Here is a 17,515-nt window from a genome sequence, read left to right on the forward strand (position 1 = left end):
GCTCAGGCGTTGCCGATCTGGTCGGTCGTCGGCTGCTCGTTGCCCGGCTGGCTGCGCTGACGCAGGCCTTCGGCATAGAGCGCGTCGAAGTTGATCGGCTGCAGCAGGAACGGCGGGAAGCCACCGGCCTGGATCAGCTCGCCGATCAGCTGGCGCGCATACGGGTACAGCACGTTCGGGCACTGGGTGCCGAGCAGCGCGTCGAGGGTGTTGCCGTCGAAACCGGCCAGACCGAACACGCCGGCCTGCTTCACTTCGGCGACGTACACGGTGTTGGCGTTGTCCTCGCCCGTGGTGCAGGTCAGGGTGATCGCCAGCACGACTTCGAACGCGTTGTCGCCGACGCGCTGCACGCTCTGGTTGAGATTCATGTTGAGCTGCGGCTGGGCCTGCTCGTTGAAGATCGCCGGCGACTTGGGCGACTCGAACGAGACGTCCTTGACGTAGATCTTCTCGACGCTGAACTGCGCGCCGGCCGGCTGCGCGGGGGCTGCGCCATTGGCGCCGTTGGTGGCCTGTTCTTCGGACATGTGGGTCGACTCCAGCGGAAAGAGGTTGGGTTAAGACGGATGGCCGATTATGGCAGTCCGGTGAGACGGGCCCGCTGCGCTCAGCCGCGGCCCTTGACCAGCGGCAGGTCGGCCTGCAGCCAGCCGCCGATGCCGCCGTCGAGCACGTACACGTTCTCGAAGCCGGCCTTCTTCAGGCGCTTGGCGGCATCGCTGGCGGTGCTGCCGGTCTTGCAGACCAGCACGACCGGCAACGCCTTGGCAGGTGCGAGCTGCTTGCTCTCGGGGTCGAACTGGCTCATCTGCACGTTCTTCGAGCCCGGGATGTGGCCCTTGCCGAAGTCGGCGGCGGGGCGCAGGTCGACGACCAGCGCATTGTCGCGGTTGACCAGCACGGTCAGCTCGGCCGGCCGCAGGACCTTGAAGCCGCGGAACAGGCGCGAGATCTCGTTGAAGACGATCGCCACCGTCAAAGCGGCGAGGATCAGCGACAGCATCTGGTTGCGGCCCAGGAAGGCCAGAAGTTCTTCGAAATTCACGGATGGATCGCGGTGCGTCGGCGGGCGGCGATTGTCGCACACCACCGCGACCGCCCGGCGGCGGGCGGCAGATGCGGGCCTGGCGGGATCATTCGCCGGCCCAGAAGTCCGGCAGCCCGTCGACGATCCACCAGGTGCCGGCGGCCGCATCCCAGCGCCAGCGCTCGGTGTAGCGCACGGTGCGCTCGGCCATGGTGTGGCGGTTGATCACGCCGATCTGGATCTCGCGCATCGCCTCGTCCGGGCCGGCTGTCGCGCTGGTTTCGCGGTAGCCGGTGACCTGCACCTGCTCGTAGCGGGCGAAATCCAGTTCGCTGACCGGGTGCGCGGTGCGGTATTCGGGGTCGACCAGGTGCCAGGCGGTCTTCATGTCGTTCCAGCGCACCGCGCCGGTCCATGCGTACTGGGCGCGTTCGAGGGCCGTGCCCTGCTTGCGGGTGCTGGCGCAGCCGGGCAGCAGGACCAGCAGCGCGAGCATCAGCAGGGCGACCTGCGTGCGGAACAGGAACGGACGGCCGGGAGTCGCGCGCATGGCAGGGTCTCGAATCGTGAGGCCGCCATCGTAGCCGCCGCGGCCGGCGCGTGTGCGGCTGCCGGTATCCTCTGCGCGATGGATGTCGACACTTCTTCCCCGGCCGCCACGGTCAACATCGCCAGCGCATTGCCGCGGCTGGCGCAGGCCGCGCCCGAGCGCATCGCGATGCGGTGTCCCGGCCCCGACGGCCGCTACGGCGATGCGCACACGCTGACCTATGGCGCGCTCGATACGCGCAGCGATGCGATCGCCGCCGGACTCGCCGCGCGCGGCATCGTCCGCGGCACGCGCACGGTGCTGATGGTGCGGCCGACGCCCGAGTTCTTCCTGCTGATGTTCGCCCTGTTCAAGGCCGGCGCGGTGCCGGTGCTGGTCGATCCCGGCATCGACAGGCGCGCGCTGAAGCAGTGTCTCGACGAAGCGCAGCCCGAGGCCTTCATCGGCATTCCGCTGGCGCAGGTCGCACGCGTGCTGCTGCGCTGGGCAACCTCGGCGCGCGTGCGCATCACCACCGGGCGCTGGGCGTTGCTGAGCGATGCCACGCTGGCGGATGTGGAACGCGCGGGCGCCGGCGCCGGCCCGCAACTTGCGGCGACGGCCGGCGACGATGTCGCCGCGATCCTCTTCACCAGCGGCTCGACCGGCGTGCCCAAGGGCGTGGTCTACCGGCATCGCCATTTCGCCGCGCAGATCGACATGCTGCGCGATGCGTTCGGCATCGGCGCCGGCGGCGTGGATCTGCCGACGTTCCCGCCGTTCGCGCTGTTCGATCCGGCGCTCGGGCTGACCTCGATCATTCCGGACATGGATCCCACGCAGCCGGCCAAGGCCGACCCGCGCAAGCTGCATGCGGCGATCGAACGCTTCGGCGTCGACCAGCTGTTCGGATCCCCCGCCTTGATGGGCGTGCTCGCGACGCATGGCCAGCCGATGCCGACCTTGCGCCGCGTGACCTCGGCCGGCGCGCCGGTGCCGCCGGACACGGTCGCGAAGATCCTCGAACTGCTGCCCGACGACGCCCGCTTCTGGACGCCCTACGGCGCCACCGAGTGCCTGCCGGTCGCGGTCATCGAAGGCCGCGAACTGCTCGAACTGCGCACGCGCACCGAGCACGGCGCCGGCACCTGCGTCGGTCGTCCGGTGCCGCCGAACGAGGTGCGCATCATCCGGGTCGATGACGACGCGATTCCCGCGTGGTCCGACACGCTGTGCGTGCCCGGCGCGCAGGTCGGCGAGATCACCGTCGCCGGGCCCAGCGCCACCGATACCTATTTCAACCGCGACGCGCAGACGCGCCTGGCGAAGATCACCGAGACGCTGCCCGACGGCAGCACGCGCATCGTCCACCGCATGGGCGACCTCGGGTATTTCGATGCCGAAGGGCGCTTGTGGTTCTGCGGCCGCAAGGGCCACCGCGTGGTCACCGCCACCGGCACGCTGTGCACCGAGCAGGTCGAACCCGTGTTCAACGTGCACCCCGACGTGCGGCGCACCGCGCTGGTCGGCGTCGGCGCGAAGGCGAACCAGACGCCGGTGTTGTGCGTGGAGCTGGAAGCCGGTGTCGCGAAGACCGAACAGGCGCGCATCGCCGACGAGTTGCGCCACATCGGCGAAGGCTTCGTCCACACCGGCCGCATCGAGCGCGTGCTGTTCCATCCCGGCTTCCCGGTCGACATCCGCCACAACGCGAAGATCGGCCGCGAGACCCTGGCCGCGTGGGCGGCGACGCGTGTCGGCTGACCCCGCGCCTGCGCATTACCGGCTCGACGATCTGCGCATCGATGTCGCGCGGCAACGCGTGGTCCGCGACGGCGGACAGGTGCTGGATGTCGCCGGCCTCAGCTTCCGGCTGCTGCATGTGCTGCTGGGGCAGGGCACGCGCGTGGTCGGCTTCGACGAACTGATCGAGCGCGTGTGGGCGCCCGCGCATGTGGGCGAGGAAACCGTGACCCAGCGCGTGCGCCTGCTGCGCCAGGCGCTGGGCGACGACGGCCGGCAGCCGCGCTATGTGCGTTCGGTGCGCGGGCAGGGCTATCAGCTATGCAGCGAACCGCTGATCGAAGATCCGGTGACGGCGGCCGCGCCTGCAACCGCAGAACAGCCGCGTGCACTGCGCATCGCCGGGCTGCTGGCGCTGACGCTGCTGGTGCTCGGCGTGCTGCTCTGGTGGCAATGGCCGCGCGCGGAAACACCGGTCGCCTCGCCGCTGCTGGAACGCGCTGCGTACTACGCCGCCATCGGCCAGCCCGCGAACAACGAACGCGCGATCGCGCTGTACCGGCAGCGGCTGCAGGAATCGCCGGACGACAGTGAGGCGCAGCTGGGCCTGAGCCGTGCCTACAGCGCACGTCTGTGTCTCTACAGCGGCGACGCCGAGGATGCGGCGCAGGCGCTGGCGCTGGCCGAAGCGGTGATCGCGCGCGAACCGGATGTCTCGGCCGCGCATGCCGCGCTCGCATATGCGCACGACTGCCGTGGCGACATTGCCGCGGCGCTGGCCGGCTACACGCAGGCCGTGGCACTCGATCCCGCTGCCGACGGCAGTCGCGCATCGGCGGCGTATCTGCAGGCACGGCAAGGCCGCATCGCCGAAGCGCTGGCCGCGAATCTGGACGTGCGCGCGCCGGAGAAAGTGCGCTTCCTCGAACTGCAGATCGCCTCCAACCTCGATCTGCTCGGCTACACCGCCGCGGCCGAGGCGCGGTATCGGCGCAGCTTCCAGCTGTATCCGGACAACGTGTTCTCCAACCTCGCCTGGCCCACGTTCCTCTACGAACACGGCCGCATCGACGAGGCGCAGGCGGCGTTGACCCAGGCGATGTCGCGCGGCACCGAGCACGCCGGCCTGCCTCTGCTGGCCGCGGAACTCGCGGTTCTGCGCGGCGATGCTGATGCTGCCCGCGACGCCGTGCAGCAGGCGCGCGCGCTCAAGCCCCATGCCAGCCTGCCGCAGACGATGGCGTGGATCGTCGGCAGCGAGGCGTCGCCCGACGCCGCCGCGCTGCACGCCCGCGCCGATGCATTGCGCAGCGGCCTGACCGGCGGCGGCGATCCCTTCGAGGGTGTCGAAGCCGCCTTGCTGCAGGCTCTGGCCGGCGACCGGGCCGCTGCATTCGACGCACTCGATGCCGCGGTGGCCGCCGGCTTCCGCAATGCCGGCTATCTGCGCGTGTCGCCGCTGTTCGACGAGCTGCGCGCCGCGCCGGCGTTCGACGCCGCACTGCGCCGCATCGACACCGCGCTCGCCGCCGAACGCGCGGCGGTGCAGGCGTCCGGCCGGTTGCCGGACGATGCGGTCACGGCATCGCGCTGAGCACGTAGTCGGCGAACAGCTTCTGCGATTCGGCGTGCATGCCGCGCTGGTTGTAGCGGGTGCGGGTGATCACCACGACCAGCTGCGACTCCGGCACCGCGAACACATAGTTGCCGCCGTTGCCGGACATCGCCCAGGCGTGCACCTGCCGGTCGCCCGCTTTGAACGGGAAGCGCCACATCTGGTAGCCGTAGTCGGCATCGAACGGCGTCTGCGCGTGCACCTTGGCCATCGCCCGCACCCAGTCGGCCGACACGATCTGCCGGCCGTGCCAGCGGCCGCCATCCGTGATCAGCTGTCCGAGCTTCGCCAGATCACGGCTGCGGTATTCGGTGCCGCCACCGCCCATGCCGGTCCCGTCCGAGGACTGATGCCAGCGCGAATCCTCGATCCCCAACGGGCGCTCGAGCACGTCGGCGGCGAACCGGTCCAGCGACATCCCGCTGGCGCGCTCGACGATCGCGCCGAGCAGGAACGCATTCGCCGTGCAGTAGGCGAACGCGCGGCCGTGCGGGCTGTCGGCCGGGCGCGTGGTCCACGCGGGATAGCCACGCTGCGGCAGATCGAGCGCGAACTGGATCCAGTCCGCGCTGACGTACATCCGCTCCTCGTGGCCGGACGAGAACTCGTTGTTGTCGTCGCATTCCCACTGCGCGCTCATCGTCAGCAGGTCCTCGACGGTGGTCGCGGTCTTGAACGCACCGGGATGGGCCGGCGTGCGGTCGGGGAAGAAGCCGAGCACCGGGGCATCGACCCCGTCGATCAGCCCGCGGTCGATCGCGGCGCCGACCAGCAGCCCGGTCACGCTCTTGGTCAGCGAACGGGTGTTGTGCAGCGTCTGCCGGTCGGCGCCGTTGAAGTAGGTCTCGTGGACCAGCGCGCCGCGATGGACGATCAGCACGCTGGTGGTGTCGGGCGCTTCGCCGCCGGCGATGGCCGCGTCCAGTGCGGCCAGACGGTCGGTGTTCCAGCCGCGTGCGCCGGCATCGGCGAGCGGCCAGTCGGTGTCGGGCGAAGGTGAGGACGCCTGGACGTTCGCGGCGGACAGGACGAGCAGGGCAGGCAGTACGAAGCGGGTGAGCGGTTGCATGGACGGACTCCGGTCGAGGGAGCCGCACTGCACCCGGATCCCGGATGAAGTGCCTGACAGGCGAATGAAGAATTCTGAAGTGCAGGCGGATCAGGTACTTGCAGCCGTCGATCGCAGCGGCGCGTCGCCAATCGCAGCATGCCTCGCTATCGTGGGCGGCCCTGCAGCGTATGGAGTCGGCAATGCGGATCCTGGTCACCGGTGGCGGCGGCTTCCTCGGTCAGGCCCTGTGCCGCGGCCTCGTCGAACGCGGCTTTGATGTCACCAGCTTCAATCGCGGGCACTACCCGGAGCTCGATGCGATCGGCGTGCGCCAGGTCCGCGGCGATCTTGCCGACGGGGATGCGGTGCGGAACGCGGCCCAAGGCATGGACGCGATCTTCCACAACGCCGCCAAGGCCGGCGCCTGGGGCAGCTACGAGAGCTACCACCTGGCGAATGTCGTCGGCACGCAGAACGTGCTCGACGCCTGCCGCGCGCACGGCATCGGCCGGCTGGTGTACACCTCCACGCCCAGCGTGACCCACCGGGCGACGCACCCGGTCCAAGGCGGCACCGCCGACACCGTGCCCTATGGCGAGGACTTCAAGGCGCCGTACGCGACGACCAAGAAGATCGCCGAGCAGGCCGTGCTCGCCGCCAACGGCCCGGACCTCGCGACGGTCGCGCTGCGGCCGCGGCTGATCTGGGGACCCGGCGACCAGCAACTGCTGCCGCGGCTGGCCGAGCGCGCACGGGCCGGCCGGCTGCGCTTCGTCGGCGACGGCGAGAACCGCATCGACACCACGTATATCGACAACGCGGCGCAGGCGCACTTCGACGCCTTCGAGCATCTGGCGCCGGGCGCCGCCTGCGCGGGTCGCGCCTACTTCATCAGCAACGGCGAGCCGACGACCGTTCGCGAGATCGTCAACGCGCTGCTGGCCGCAGCCGGTGCACCGCAGGTCACGAAGACGATTCCGTTTGGCGCCGCCTACGTGATCGGTGCGATCTGCGAATCGGTCTGGCCTGTGCTGCGTCTCGACGGCGAGCCACCGATGACCCGGTTTCTCGCCGAGCAGTTGAGCACCACGCACTGGTACGACATGGCGCCGGCGACGCGCGATTTCGGCTATGTGCCGCGGGTTTCGCTTCACGACGGACTCACCCGCCTGAGAAATTCTTGGACAGGCACCTGACCGTCACCTGATCGCGACCTGAGCGGGCATAGGGTAGCCCCCGAACCGCTCACGGGAATCAGGAGACCACCCATGCTTCGTTATGCAGTCATTTTTCTTGTCGTCGCCATCATTGCCGGTGTTCTTGGCTTCAGTGGTGTCGCCGGCGCCGCCACCAACATCGCCTGGATCCTCTTTGTCGTGTTCCTGATCCTGGCCGTGATCTCGATGCTGCGTGGCCGCGGACCGTAACGTCCCAGTCCGATACGTGATTCGAAACGCCCGCCTTCCGGCGGGCGTTTTCTTTTGGGGAAACCAGTTCCCCTGTGGTCCGTGAGAGGACGGCTCGCAGTTCGCACGACGACGGCGGCGCTGCGGGATCGGCCGCTACAATGCGGCCATGGCCGGATTCCCTCCTTCTCCTTTCGCGGCACTCAAGCCGATCGCCGGACGCGCGCTGGAAACCGCGCTCAACCAGGCGCTCGCGCTCGATGCCGACACGCGCACTGCGCTCGCCGGACTCGACGGGCAGCGCATCGCGCTGACCCTCGCATCGCCTCCGATCGCGCTGGAACTTCGCGTCGACGGCGAGCGCCTGCGCGTCGGCCCGGTCGACGACGCCGTCGAGCCCGATCTCGCGGTGCGCACGACGATCGCCGGGGTGCTGTCGCAACTGCCGTTCCTGCGCCGCGACGATGCGCCGCCGATCGGCAAGGTGCGGGTGTCGGGTGATGCCGAACTCGCGCGGCGCCTGCAGAAGCTCGCGGGGCGTTTCGATCCCGACTGGCAGAAGCCGTTCGTCGGGGTCTTCGGCGAGATCATCGGCGTGCAGATCGCCAATGCGTTCGCCAGCGCGCTGCAGCAGGCGCAGGGGCTGGGGCGCACGCTGACCGAGAGCGCAGTGGAATACGTGACCGAGGAATCGCGCGACGTGCTCGGACGCGACGAACTCGAGGCCTTCAACGACGACGTCGACGTGTTGCGCGACGATGTCGAGCGCCTTTCTGCGCGCATCTCGCGCCTCGCGCGCGGGCCGGCTGCATGAAAGGTCTGCTGCGCGCCTCGCGTATCGGCCGCGTGCTGCTGCGCTATCGCCTCGACGATCTGTTCGACGGCACGCCGGCCGAGCGCTGGCTCAAGCTCGCGCGCCCGTTCGTGCCGCGCGCCTCGGCCGACATCGCCGCGCAGTCACGCGGTGCACGACTGCGGCTGGCGCTGCAGGAGCTCGGACCGATCTTCGTCAAATTCGGACAGATCCTCTCGACCCGCCGCGATCTCGTGCCGCCCGACATCGTCGACGATCTCGCCCTGCTGCAGGACCGCGTGCTGCCCTTCGATGGCGCGCAGGCACAGGCGATCATCGAGCGCGAACTCGGCATGCCGATCGCGCAGGCCTTTGAAGCCTTCGACACCACGCCGCTGGCATCGGCCTCGATCGCCCAGGTGCACGCCGCGACCTTGCCGGCCGACGAGCGCAACCCGCGCCGCGAGGTCGTGGTCAAGGTGCTGCGCCCCACCATCGAGAAGCAGATCGCCGCCGACGTCGCGCTGCTGAAGAATCTCGCCGCGCTGGTCGACCGCACCCATCCCAACGCCGACAAGATCCGCCCGCGCGAAGTCGTGGCCGAGATCGAGAACACGCTGGCCGCCGAACTCGACCTGCAACGCGAAGGTGCGAACGCCTCGGTGCTGCGTCGGTTCTGGACCGGCTCGCAGGATCTCTACGTGCCCGCGCCCGTCTGGGAGCGCACAACCCAGCGCGTACTCACCCTCGAGCGCGTGCACGGCATTCCCAGCGACGACATCGCCGCCCTCGACGCGGCCGGCATCGACCGCAAGGCGCTCGCGGCCAAGGGCGTGCGCGTGTTCTACACGCAGGTGTTCCGCGACAATTTCTTCCACGCCGACGCGCACGCCGGCAACATCTGGGTCGATCCGGACCGCAAGACCAATCCGCGTTTCATCGCGCTGGACTTCGGCATCATGGGCCAGCTCTCGCGCGAGGATCAGTACTACCTCGCCGAGAACTTCATGGCGATCTTCCGCCAGGATTACCGGCGCATCGCCGAGCTGCACATCCAGGCCGGCTGGATGCCGGGACACATCCGCATCGACGAACTCGAAGCCGCGGTGCGTTCGGTGTGCGAGCCGTATTTCACCCGGCCGCTGTCGGAGATCTCGCTCGGCGAAGTGCTCGGCAAACTGTTCCGCACCGCGCAGCGCTACCAGCTCACGCTGCAGCCGCAGTTGATCCTGCTGCAGAAAACGCTGCTGAGCATCGAAGGCATCGGTCGCCTGCTCGACCCGAAGCTCGACATCTGGGCGGTCGCGCGTCCCGTGCTCGAGCGCATCCTCGTCGAGCGCTACAGCCCGCAGCGGCTGGGCCGCGAATTCCGCGACCGCCTGCCGGAACTGATCACCCAGGCGCCGGACATGCCGCGCCTGCTGCACGGCTGGCTCAAGCAGCAGGTCGAAGGCCGCCACGAACTGCGCATGCGCTCCGACGACCTCGCCGCGCTGACCGCGACGATGCAGGGCATGCAGAAACGCATGGTCGCCGCGATCCTCGGTGTCGGCCTGCTGATCGTCGCCGCGGTGCTGTACGCGCTGGAAGCGGGCGGTCCGAGCTTCGTCGGGCTGCCGGTGGCGACCTGGGTCGCGGGCGTCGGCGGGCTGTGGGCGCTGCTGGCGGCCTGGCCGCGGCGCGCGCCGGTGTATCTGCGGGACTGAGCCGGCGCGTCACGGCGCTTCAGCCCCCCCGCACGCGGGGGCGTGCTCAAGCACTGCCCCGCGCCCGACACTCTGCAGCCCGCCCACCCAACCACTCCCGCTCCCGCGGGTTGCGCGCCAGCGAGGCCGCGCGTTCGAACGCAGCGGCTGCATCCGCATGCCGCCCGAGCTTCGCCAGCAGATCGCCGCGCACACCCGGCAACAGGTGGTAGTCGGCCAGCGTGTCGTCGCCGGCCAGCGCATCGACCAGCGGCAATGCGGCGGCCGGGCCGGCGGCCATGCCGATCGCGACCGCGCGGTTGAGCGCGACGACCGGCGAACCCGTCAGCATGAGCAACTGGCCGTACAGCGCGGCGATACGCGGCCAGTCGGTGTCGGCTGCGGTCGGCGCCAGCGCGTGGCAGGCGGCGATCGCAGCCTGCAATTCGTAGCCGCCGGGCGTCCCATGACCGCGCGCGGCCTGTGCCTGCGCAAGTGACGCGAGGCCGACCTCGATCAGTCCGCGATCCCAGCGCGCGCGGTCCTGGTCGGGCAGCAGCACGGGCTGTCCGTCCGCGCCGGTGCGCGCATCGAGCCGCGAGGCCTGCAGCGCCATCAGTGCGACGAGCGCATGCACGTCGGGCTCGTGCGGCATCAGCATCGCCAGCACGCGCGCCAGTCGCAACGCTTCGGCGCACAGGTCCGGTCGCGCCCAGTCGTCGCCGCTGCTGGCGGCATGGCCTTCGTTGAACACCAGATACAGCACGTGCAGTACCGCCGACAGCCGTCCCGGCAGGTCCGCGCGCTGTGGCATGTCGAACGGTGTGCCGGCTTTTGCGATGGTCTTCTTGGCCCGGACGATGCGCTGGGCGATCGTCGTTTCAGGCACCAGAAACGCACGCGCGATCTCGTCGGTGGTCAGGCCACCGATCAGGCGCAGCGTCAGCGCGACCTGCGATTCGACGGTCAGCGCTGGATGGCAGGCCACGAACATCAGCCGCAGCACGTCGTCACCGATCACGTCGTCGAGCGCGTCCTGCGCGCGCGCATCGGCGTCGCGCTGCGCCTCCTCGGTCTCGCGCGCCAGTTCCGCGTGGTGCACATCGAATCGCTGTCCGCGCCGCAGCCGGTCGATGCCGCGGTGACGCGCGGTGGTCATCAGCCACGCGCCCGGATTGTCCGGCAGGCCGTCGCGCGGCCAGCGTTCGAGCGCGGCGACCAGCGCGTCCTGCGCCAGTTCCTCGGCGAGATCGAGATCGCGCACCACGCGCATCAGCCCGCCGATGATTTTCGGCACCTCGTCGCGCCAGAGCGCTTCGATCGTGCGATGCAGGGTGGCCGTGTCCATGGGCGGCGATGACAGCACCCCGGACGCCGCCGGGCAAGCCGCGCTGCGGCGCGGGCGTGCAAGGTGTTGCGGCGACGCGCATCGCGCCGCGCTCACGTCGCGGAGAAGGCGGCCATGTCCATGTGCATCACTTCCCAGAGTTGCCCGTCGGGATCCTCGAACGCGTGCTGGTACATGAAGCCGTGATCGACCGGCGCGGTCGGCACCGTGCCGCCGGCGGCGCGCGCCTTCGCGACGATCGCATCGACCGACGCGCGGTCGGGCTGCGACAGCGCGATGATCGCGCCGACGTGTGCCGGCGCACCCAGCGGCTTGGCGGTGAAGGTCTGGAAGAACGGGCGGACCAGCAGCATGACGAAGCTGTCCTCGCCGATGATCATCGCAGTGGCGTTCTCGTTGGTGAACCGGGGATCGAAGGCGAAGCCGAGCGCGGTGAAGAATCGCACGCTGCGGTCGAGATCCTCGACCGGCAGGTTCACGTAGATCTGGGGACGGTGCATGGCGGTGTGCCTGTGTAGTGGATGGTGGAAACGACTCAGCAACCCTGTTTCGAACGCATCACCATCCAGCCTGTGCCGAAGCGGTCGACGACCATGCCGAAGCGGTGTGCGAAGAAGGTCTCGGCCATCGGCGCACGGACTTCACCGCCTTGCGACAGCGCGGCGAAGATGCGCTCGGCCTCCGCGTCGCTGTCGACGCCCAGATTGACGAACGCATGGGGCGCCGTCGGCAACGGCGTGCCCGGCGGCACGTCGGAGGCCATCAGGAACTGATCGCCGATCGCGAGATGGCCATACATGATCCGATCGGGCGCGGTGGCCTCGCGGTCGGGGCAGGGCGGCGCGTCGCCGTAGGGCATCAGCATCGGCTCACCGCCCAGAAGCGCGGCGTAGGTCTTGAAGGCTTCGGCGCAGGTGCCGTCGAAATACAGGTAGGGATCGATGCGCATCGGATGTCCTCGAAAGGCCGCCGGCCGGCGGTGTCATTGGAACGACGCACCAGTGCTCCGGAAATCGACATCGTCGTGATCCCGGAATGCAGACCTGCCCACACGACGCGTTCCGGACCCGCCCGTTAAGCTGCCCGTCCAGTTCCGCACCGAGGAGACGCCGATGCGCCGCCCCCTGATCTTGCTGTTGCCGCTCGCCCTGGCCGCCTGTGGCGGGTCCACGCCGTCCGAAGACGGCGCCGCACCGTCAGCGCAGGCCGCCACCGAGGCGATTCCAGACGCCGCGCCCGCCGATCATGCGCAGACGCTCGAGGCGTACCACTGGCGTCTGGTCGATGCGACCGGACACCGTGGCACGCGCATCGACGCGCTGCTCGATGGCGACGGCGCGCCGCTCCAGCTGGACTTCGCCGACAGCGGCTTGAGCGTGTCGAACGTCTGCAACCGCATGGGTGCGAACGTGTCGCTCGATGACGACCGCCTGACCGTCGACCAGGTGATCTCCACGATGATGGCCTGCACCGACGCACAGCTGACCGCGCGCGAGCGCGAGATCGGCCAGCGTCTGCCCGGCACGCATCGCATCGCGTTGACCGCCGGCGAGCCACCGCGACTCACGTTGCAGCTCGACGATGGCGGCGTGCTTGCATTCGAGGGTGTGCCCACGCCAGCCACGCGCTATGGCGGTGACGGCGAGACGGTGTTCCTGGAAATCGCGCCCGAGCGCGTGGCCTGCAACCACCCGTTGATCCCCGACCACCGCTGCCTGCAGATGCGCGAAGTGCAGTACGACGACGAGGGGGTACGTTCGCCGGGCGACGCCGCGTGGGCGCCGCTGTACCAGGACATCGAGGGCTTCACCTTCGAGGACGGCGTGCGCAATGTCGTGCGCGTGCAGCGCTTCGACGTGGCGGATCCGCCGGCCGATGCGCCGTCGCAGGCCTACGTGCTGGACATGGTGGTGGAGTCGGAGACTGTGGCGCGCTGAATCGGCGCGTTTGCGCACAGCGAGCGACGGGTCTCCTGCTCGATGCCGGGTTCAAGCGACCTGTTGCCCTCACCCCAACCCCTCTCCCGGTGGGAGAGGGGCTCTCGGGCTCAGGTGGGCGGCTGGCTGGGAGCGACCAGGCAACGCGCGCGGTTGATCAGACCGCCGCGGCCTTCGGATGCAGCGCGTAGCTGCCCCAGGTCGTGGCTTCGGCCAGCACATGGCCTTGCACCGCGCGCAGCACGTCGTTGGCGGTGAAGCGTTCGGGCACGTCGAGTTTGGCGACATCGAGGGCGAACAGGCGGAAGAAATACCGGTGCGTGCGCAGGTCGTTCGGCGGCGGGTAGGGGCCGTCGTAGCCGACCCAGTCGCCGGCCAGCTCCGCATCGCCGGCGAACCAGCCGGTGTAATCGTTGAGGCCCTGGCGCGCGCCGGCGGGGCCGGGCGGATTGCGCTTGCCGCCCTTGGTCACGCCGTCGCTGGCACTGCCTTCGGCAATCGTGCGCAGATCGGCCGGCAGGTCGACCACCGCCCAATGCACGAAGCTGCCGCGCGGGTGGTCGACCGGAATCTCGACGCCGGCCTTGCCCGCCAGTGACGGATCGGTCGGGGCGTCGGGATCGAGGCACAGCAGCGCGAACGATTGCGTGCCTGCGGGCACGTCGTCCCAGGCGAGATGCGGATTACGGTTGCCGCCGAAGCCGTCGGGCGCGCCGACGGCGAACGTCGCCGCGATCGGCTGGCCCTGTTCGAAACTGTCGCTCTGTAGTCGCATGATGTCTCCGCGGGTTGAGGATCAGTCCTGACGGTAGCCCAGACGCACCGCGACCGGCGTCAGCGTGGCGAACGGGCCGGCCAATGCCTCGCGATACGCGAGCCAGCGACCGGCCGGAATGCGGTCGGGGCCCAGCAGTTCGCGCGGCGGGGTCGGGAACGCGGGCACGCCGAGCGCCTCGGCGAACCGGGCGGCCAGGCGTTCGAGATCCTCGCCAGGCGCGTCGGTGCGCACCACGGTGTGCGGGAACAGGTCCTGCTCGATGATGTCGGCGATCTGCGACAGGTGCGCGGCCAGCCACTGCGCGGCCGAGTCGGCATCGCTGATACGCAACGCCATCGGCGCGCCGAATGCGAACCACTCCAGCAGCATGTCGCGCGGATCGCGCAGCGCGAACAGCAGGCGTGCGTGCGGCAGCTGCGGACGCAGCGCCAGCAGCCAGGCGTTGTCCCAGAACGGAATCCAGTCGATGACCGCGCCGTTGGCACCGATGCCGCGGGCGGGCAGTTGCGAGATCCAGCCGGTGGCGATCTGTTCGGCGGTGAACGCGCCTTGCGCCAGGCGTGCGGGCACGTTGGTGTCCTGGAACGGATCCTGGACCGCGGTCGAGAAGCGGTCGGCGCGGAACTCGGGCAGGGCGCGTTGCAGCACGTTGGCGATGCGGTCCACCTGGGCGCCCGGCGCGCCGTAGAGGAACACCGCCGGTGCACGTGCGCCTTCGACGACAGTGCCCATCTCCGGCCAGCGCGCCGGCGTCGCAATCGGCGCGGGCGGTGCACCGACCTGCGCCGTCTGTTCGACACTGGACGCGAGCCACGTGGCGATCGCGTCGTGCGGACGATCCGCCGCGTCCTGCGCCATACCGATCCAGCGGCGGAGAATCGGACGTGCCTGCGGCGTGGCGGCTGCCAGCAGGCCTTCGACGTAGCTGACGGCTGCAGCGGGATCGCGTGCCAGCAGTCGGTTGAACAGCAGCTCGTTGGCGATGCCGTGGCCGGGCTCGAGCGCCGTGATCCTGCGCGCGGTCGCTTCCGACGCCTCGTGTGCTCCGGTGCCCGCCTCCAGCGCGAGCTGTGCCTGCAGCGCCGGCAGATGATCGGGACGCGCCGTGTTCCAGCGCGCCACGATCGCATGCGCGGCCTCGCTGCCGAACGTTTCCATGGCCAGTCGCGCGACCCACAGATGATCCCACTCGGCACTCTGCTCGAGCGCAGCATCGAGCGTGGCCTGCGTCTCCTCGGTGTTGCCGGTCGCCTCCCACAACAGCAGCACGCCGTTGGTGGCGCGACGCGAATCGGGATGTGCCGCGAAGGCACCCTGCAGCAGCGGCTTCGCGCGATCGAAGCGCTTGGCCTGCAGTTCGAGCTCGCCTGCGAACGCCTGCAGCGCAGGCGTGGCGTGCGCGGGATCGGCCAGCAGCACGGCGAGTGCGTCGGCCGCTTCGGCCGGGCGCCCCTGCTGCAGCACGATCTGCGCAAGCAGGCCGTGCAACTGCACCTGGCCGGTCTTCTCGATCAGGCGGCGGAACGACTGCTCGGCGAACGCGAAGTGTCCTTTGGCGAGATACGCGAAGCCCAGCGCGCTGATCACCTGCAGATCGTCCGGCGCGCCCTTCGATGCCGCGGACAGCAGTTTCAGTGCACGGTCGTGGTCGCCGCGGCGCGAGGCCAGTACGCCTTCGAGCATCAGCGTCCACGGATGCTCCGGTGCGACGCGTGCGGCCAGCTTGCTCTGGCGCTCGGCGTCGTCGAAATCATTGCGGCCGATCGCCATCTGCGCCTGCACGACATAGGCGCCGAACTGGTTGGGATCGAGCGCGACCGTCTGCGCCAGCGCGGCCTGGGCGCCGGACAGGTCCTGCGTGTCGAGCAGCATGCCGGCGCGCAGGAAATGCAGCTCCGCATCGTCGGGCATCTGCGCGATCGCGGCGTCGATCGTGGACAGCGCGGTCTCGCGTTCGCCGATCGCGCGGAACGCGAGTGCGGCGGCGCTCAGCGTCCCGATGTCCTGGTGCCCCTCGCTCATGGCCTGGCGGGCGAGCGTGGCGGCTTCGGCGTTCGCGCCGCGGTGCAGGGCTTGGTAGATCTGTTGCGACATGCTGGATATCCGGGCGCGAAGCCGACCAAAGGCAAGGCCGGCCATTGTAGCGGGCGGGGTCGGGCGGGTTCGAAGCGTGGATCACGGCAGCCCGAAGTGACGCCGCGTGCGGGCGCCCGTTGATGCGCACGACACTCGCAAGCCGTCGCCCCAGCGGGTGTCGGGACCCACCGTGATCTCCGATCAGGGCCGGCGACGCTGCGGCCACCCGCAATCAGACTGGGTGACCCGTCATCCGGCGATCGAGCAGGGCTCGCAGCCTGCGCCGGGACGATGGCCGTGCCGCTGTACGCCTCACGAAGACGCGCCGAGTCGAAGCGTCAGAGGCCGAACGCCCGGCATGAAATCGTGTGGTCATGACCCCAGGCGCGTGGTCCGCCCACGCCGTGCGAGCGACGCCCTCAACCCCCCGACACGTGCGTGCCCGCATGGATCGCCGTGGCCAGTTTCGTGCGCTCCGACGCGGTCCGGGCCGCATCGGCGTGGGTGTCCAGTCGCGCGGCCACCCAGCGCTCGGCGAAGCCGTCGAGATGACGGTCGATCAGAAACCCGCAGTGCCCGCCCCAGCGGCTGATCTCGAGACGTGCATTCGCCGGCAGCGCCAGTGCGTGGAAGGCGTCGAGGGGAATCACCGGATCATCCGCCGACATCAGGATGTCGACCGGCACCTGCAGGGACGACAGCCGGTCGCCGGCCACCGAGTAGCCGTCGAAATAGTCGTCGAGCGTGCCGAAGTCGGTATGCGTGCGCACCAGCCAGTCGGTGAGGTCGCGCAGGCCGAGACTCAGCGTGGCGTCGTCGACATCGAGGTGATCCGGAAACAGGTCACGCTTGCGTCGCAGCGAGGCCCGCCAGGTGCGTTCGAAGTGGCGCAGGTACAGCTGGTAGTGACCACGCTCCATCTGCAGCATCGTGCGCGCCGGGTCGATCACCGGACAGACCGCGGCGATGCCGGCCAGCTGCAGGCCGGCCGCGGGTGCCCGCAGTGCGAGCCGCAGCGCGAAATTGCCGCCCAGCGAGTAGCCGGCTGCGAGCATCGGCCGGGGGTCGAAGCGCGCGGCGATGTCGACCGCCGCATGCACCACCTCATCGATGCGGTTGGAATGGAAGATCGCTTCGTTGAGGTGGTGGCTGTCGCCGTGGTCGCGGAAATTCAGCCGGAACACCGCATAGCCGAGTGCCAGCATCTGCGCGGCGGTCTGGCGCATGTAGCTCGATTCGCTGCTGCCTTCCCACCCATGCAGCAGCAGGACGAGTCCGCGGGGCTCGCGTCCCGGCACCCTGCTGTGCAGCCCGTGCAGCCGCACGCCTTCGCCGCCGTCGACAAGATGCTCGGTGGTCACCGCGCCGGTAGCAGCCAGTGCCTGCGCACCGCGGCGTCGCCGCCACTGGCTGCTGCCCAGCGCCGTTTGCAGGTGCGGATTGCGCAACCACAGCGGCGGCGCATAGTCGCTGCCATTCACGCGGATGCCGTCGACGGCGGGACCATCTCCATCCGGTTCCAGT

General features: G+C 69.7%; 17 protein-coding genes. 7 read left to right on the plus strand and 10 right to left on the minus strand.

The genetic code is table 11. The features are described 5' to 3' along the window. Positions 1-2: 2 nt before the first annotated feature. The 3 genes from secB to AC3IRM_RS00255 form a co-directional block, all read right to left on the minus strand. Entirely contained in the window at positions 3-530 is a 528-nt protein-coding gene (gene secB, locus AC3IRM_RS00245) for a protein-export chaperone SecB (protein WP_489204340.1), read from the minus strand. Positions 531-610: 80 nt separating this feature from the next. Further along, complete coding sequence (locus AC3IRM_RS00250; RefSeq protein ID WP_489204341.1) at positions 611-1,048, minus strand: rhodanese-like domain-containing protein; 438 nt, start codon at positions 1,046-1,048, stop codon at positions 611-613. An 88-nt stretch (positions 1,049-1,136) separates the two neighbouring features. Beyond that, complete coding sequence (locus AC3IRM_RS00255) at positions 1,137-1,580, minus strand: hypothetical protein (protein WP_489204342.1); 444 nt, start codon at positions 1,578-1,580, stop codon at positions 1,137-1,139. A gap of 78 nt (positions 1,581-1,658) precedes the next feature. On the opposite strand from AC3IRM_RS00255, the gene oleC reads away from it, so the two are divergent. After that, positions 1,659-3,323, plus strand: coding sequence for an olefin beta-lactone synthetase (gene oleC, locus AC3IRM_RS00260; RefSeq protein WP_489204343.1), 1,665 nt, complete (start codon positions 1,659-1,661; stop codon positions 3,321-3,323). Beyond that, positions 3,313-4,896 carry a winged helix-turn-helix domain-containing protein gene (locus AC3IRM_RS00265; protein ID WP_489204344.1) on the plus strand — a complete coding sequence of 528 codons (1,584 nt, stop codon included), beginning with the start codon at positions 3,313-3,315 and terminating at the stop codon, positions 4,894-4,896. Before oleC ends, AC3IRM_RS00265 begins: the two co-directional genes overlap by 11 nt. On the opposite strand, the gene AC3IRM_RS00270 is transcribed toward AC3IRM_RS00265, so the two are convergent. Continuing rightward, positions 4,880-5,986: a serine hydrolase domain-containing protein gene (locus AC3IRM_RS00270; protein ID WP_489204345.1), complete on the minus strand. Its 1,107-nt coding sequence runs from the start codon at positions 5,984-5,986 to the stop codon at positions 4,880-4,882. The genes AC3IRM_RS00265 and AC3IRM_RS00270 overlap by 17 nt on opposite strands. A 182-nt stretch (positions 5,987-6,168) precedes the next feature. Between AC3IRM_RS00270 and oleD the strand changes: the two genes are divergently transcribed. The 4 genes from oleD to ubiB all read left to right on the plus strand — a co-directional run bounded on the left by oleD (position 6,169) and on the right by ubiB (position 9,873). After that, positions 6,169-7,164 carry a 2-alkyl-3-oxoalkanoate reductase gene (gene oleD / locus AC3IRM_RS00275; protein ID WP_489204346.1) on the plus strand — a complete coding sequence of 332 codons (996 nt, stop codon included), beginning with the start codon at positions 6,169-6,171 and terminating at the stop codon, positions 7,162-7,164. Positions 7,165-7,236: 72 nt separating this feature from the next. Next, positions 7,237-7,395, plus strand: coding sequence for a DUF1328 domain-containing protein (locus AC3IRM_RS00280; protein WP_082387634.1), 159 nt, complete (start codon positions 7,237-7,239; stop codon positions 7,393-7,395). 148 nt (positions 7,396-7,543) lie between these two features. After that, the gene (locus tag AC3IRM_RS00285; protein ID WP_489204347.1) at positions 7,544-8,188 is read left to right on the plus strand and encodes a ubiquinone biosynthesis accessory factor UbiJ; all 645 of its coding nucleotides are present in this window, start codon (positions 7,544-7,546) and stop codon (positions 8,186-8,188) included. Further along, positions 8,185-9,873: a ubiquinone biosynthesis regulatory protein kinase UbiB gene (gene ubiB / locus AC3IRM_RS00290; protein WP_489204348.1), complete on the plus strand. Its 1,689-nt coding sequence runs from the start codon at positions 8,185-8,187 to the stop codon at positions 9,871-9,873. The genes AC3IRM_RS00285 and ubiB overlap by 4 nt, the downstream gene beginning before the upstream one ends. A 46-nt stretch (positions 9,874-9,919) precedes the next feature. Here ubiB and AC3IRM_RS00295 read toward each other — a convergent pair whose 3' ends face one another. The 3 genes from AC3IRM_RS00295 to AC3IRM_RS00305 form a co-directional block, all read right to left on the minus strand. Further along, positions 9,920-11,200 (minus strand): RNA polymerase sigma factor, encoded by a 1,281-nt coding sequence (locus AC3IRM_RS00295; protein WP_489204349.1) that lies wholly within the window; start codon positions 11,198-11,200, stop codon positions 9,920-9,922. Between the two features lie 92 nt (positions 11,201-11,292). Next, positions 11,293-11,700, minus strand: coding sequence for a VOC family protein (locus tag AC3IRM_RS00300; protein WP_489204350.1), 408 nt, complete (start codon positions 11,698-11,700; stop codon positions 11,293-11,295). 35 nt (positions 11,701-11,735) lie between these two features. Then, a complete protein-coding gene (locus AC3IRM_RS00305) occupies positions 11,736-12,149 on the minus strand; it encodes a VOC family protein (protein ID WP_489204351.1) in 414 nt (137 codons plus the stop codon). 163 nt (positions 12,150-12,312) lie between these two features. Here AC3IRM_RS00305 and AC3IRM_RS00310 point away from each other — a divergent pair, with 163 nt between their 5' ends. Continuing rightward, a complete protein-coding gene (locus tag AC3IRM_RS00310) occupies positions 12,313-13,137 on the plus strand; it encodes a DUF4377 domain-containing protein (RefSeq protein WP_489204352.1) in 825 nt (274 codons plus the stop codon). Positions 13,138-13,294: 157 nt separating this feature from the next. Here AC3IRM_RS00310 and AC3IRM_RS00315 read toward each other — a convergent pair whose 3' ends face one another. The 3 genes from AC3IRM_RS00315 to AC3IRM_RS00325 form a co-directional block, all read right to left on the minus strand. Next, a complete protein-coding gene (locus AC3IRM_RS00315; RefSeq protein ID WP_489204353.1) occupies positions 13,295-13,912 on the minus strand; it encodes a YbhB/YbcL family Raf kinase inhibitor-like protein in 618 nt (205 codons plus the stop codon). 21 nt (positions 13,913-13,933) lie between these two features. Next, positions 13,934-16,009 (minus strand): tetratricopeptide repeat protein, encoded by a 2,076-nt coding sequence (locus AC3IRM_RS00320; protein ID WP_489204354.1) that lies wholly within the window; start codon positions 16,007-16,009, stop codon positions 13,934-13,936. A 401-nt stretch (positions 16,010-16,410) separates the two neighbouring features. Then, the gene (locus AC3IRM_RS00325) at positions 16,411-17,472 is read right to left on the minus strand and encodes a YheT family hydrolase (protein ID WP_489205959.1); all 1,062 of its coding nucleotides are present in this window, start codon (positions 17,470-17,472) and stop codon (positions 16,411-16,413) included. Positions 17,473-17,515: the final 43 nt, after the last annotated feature.

This window comes from Luteimonas sp. KH_071, assembly GCF_057838005.1.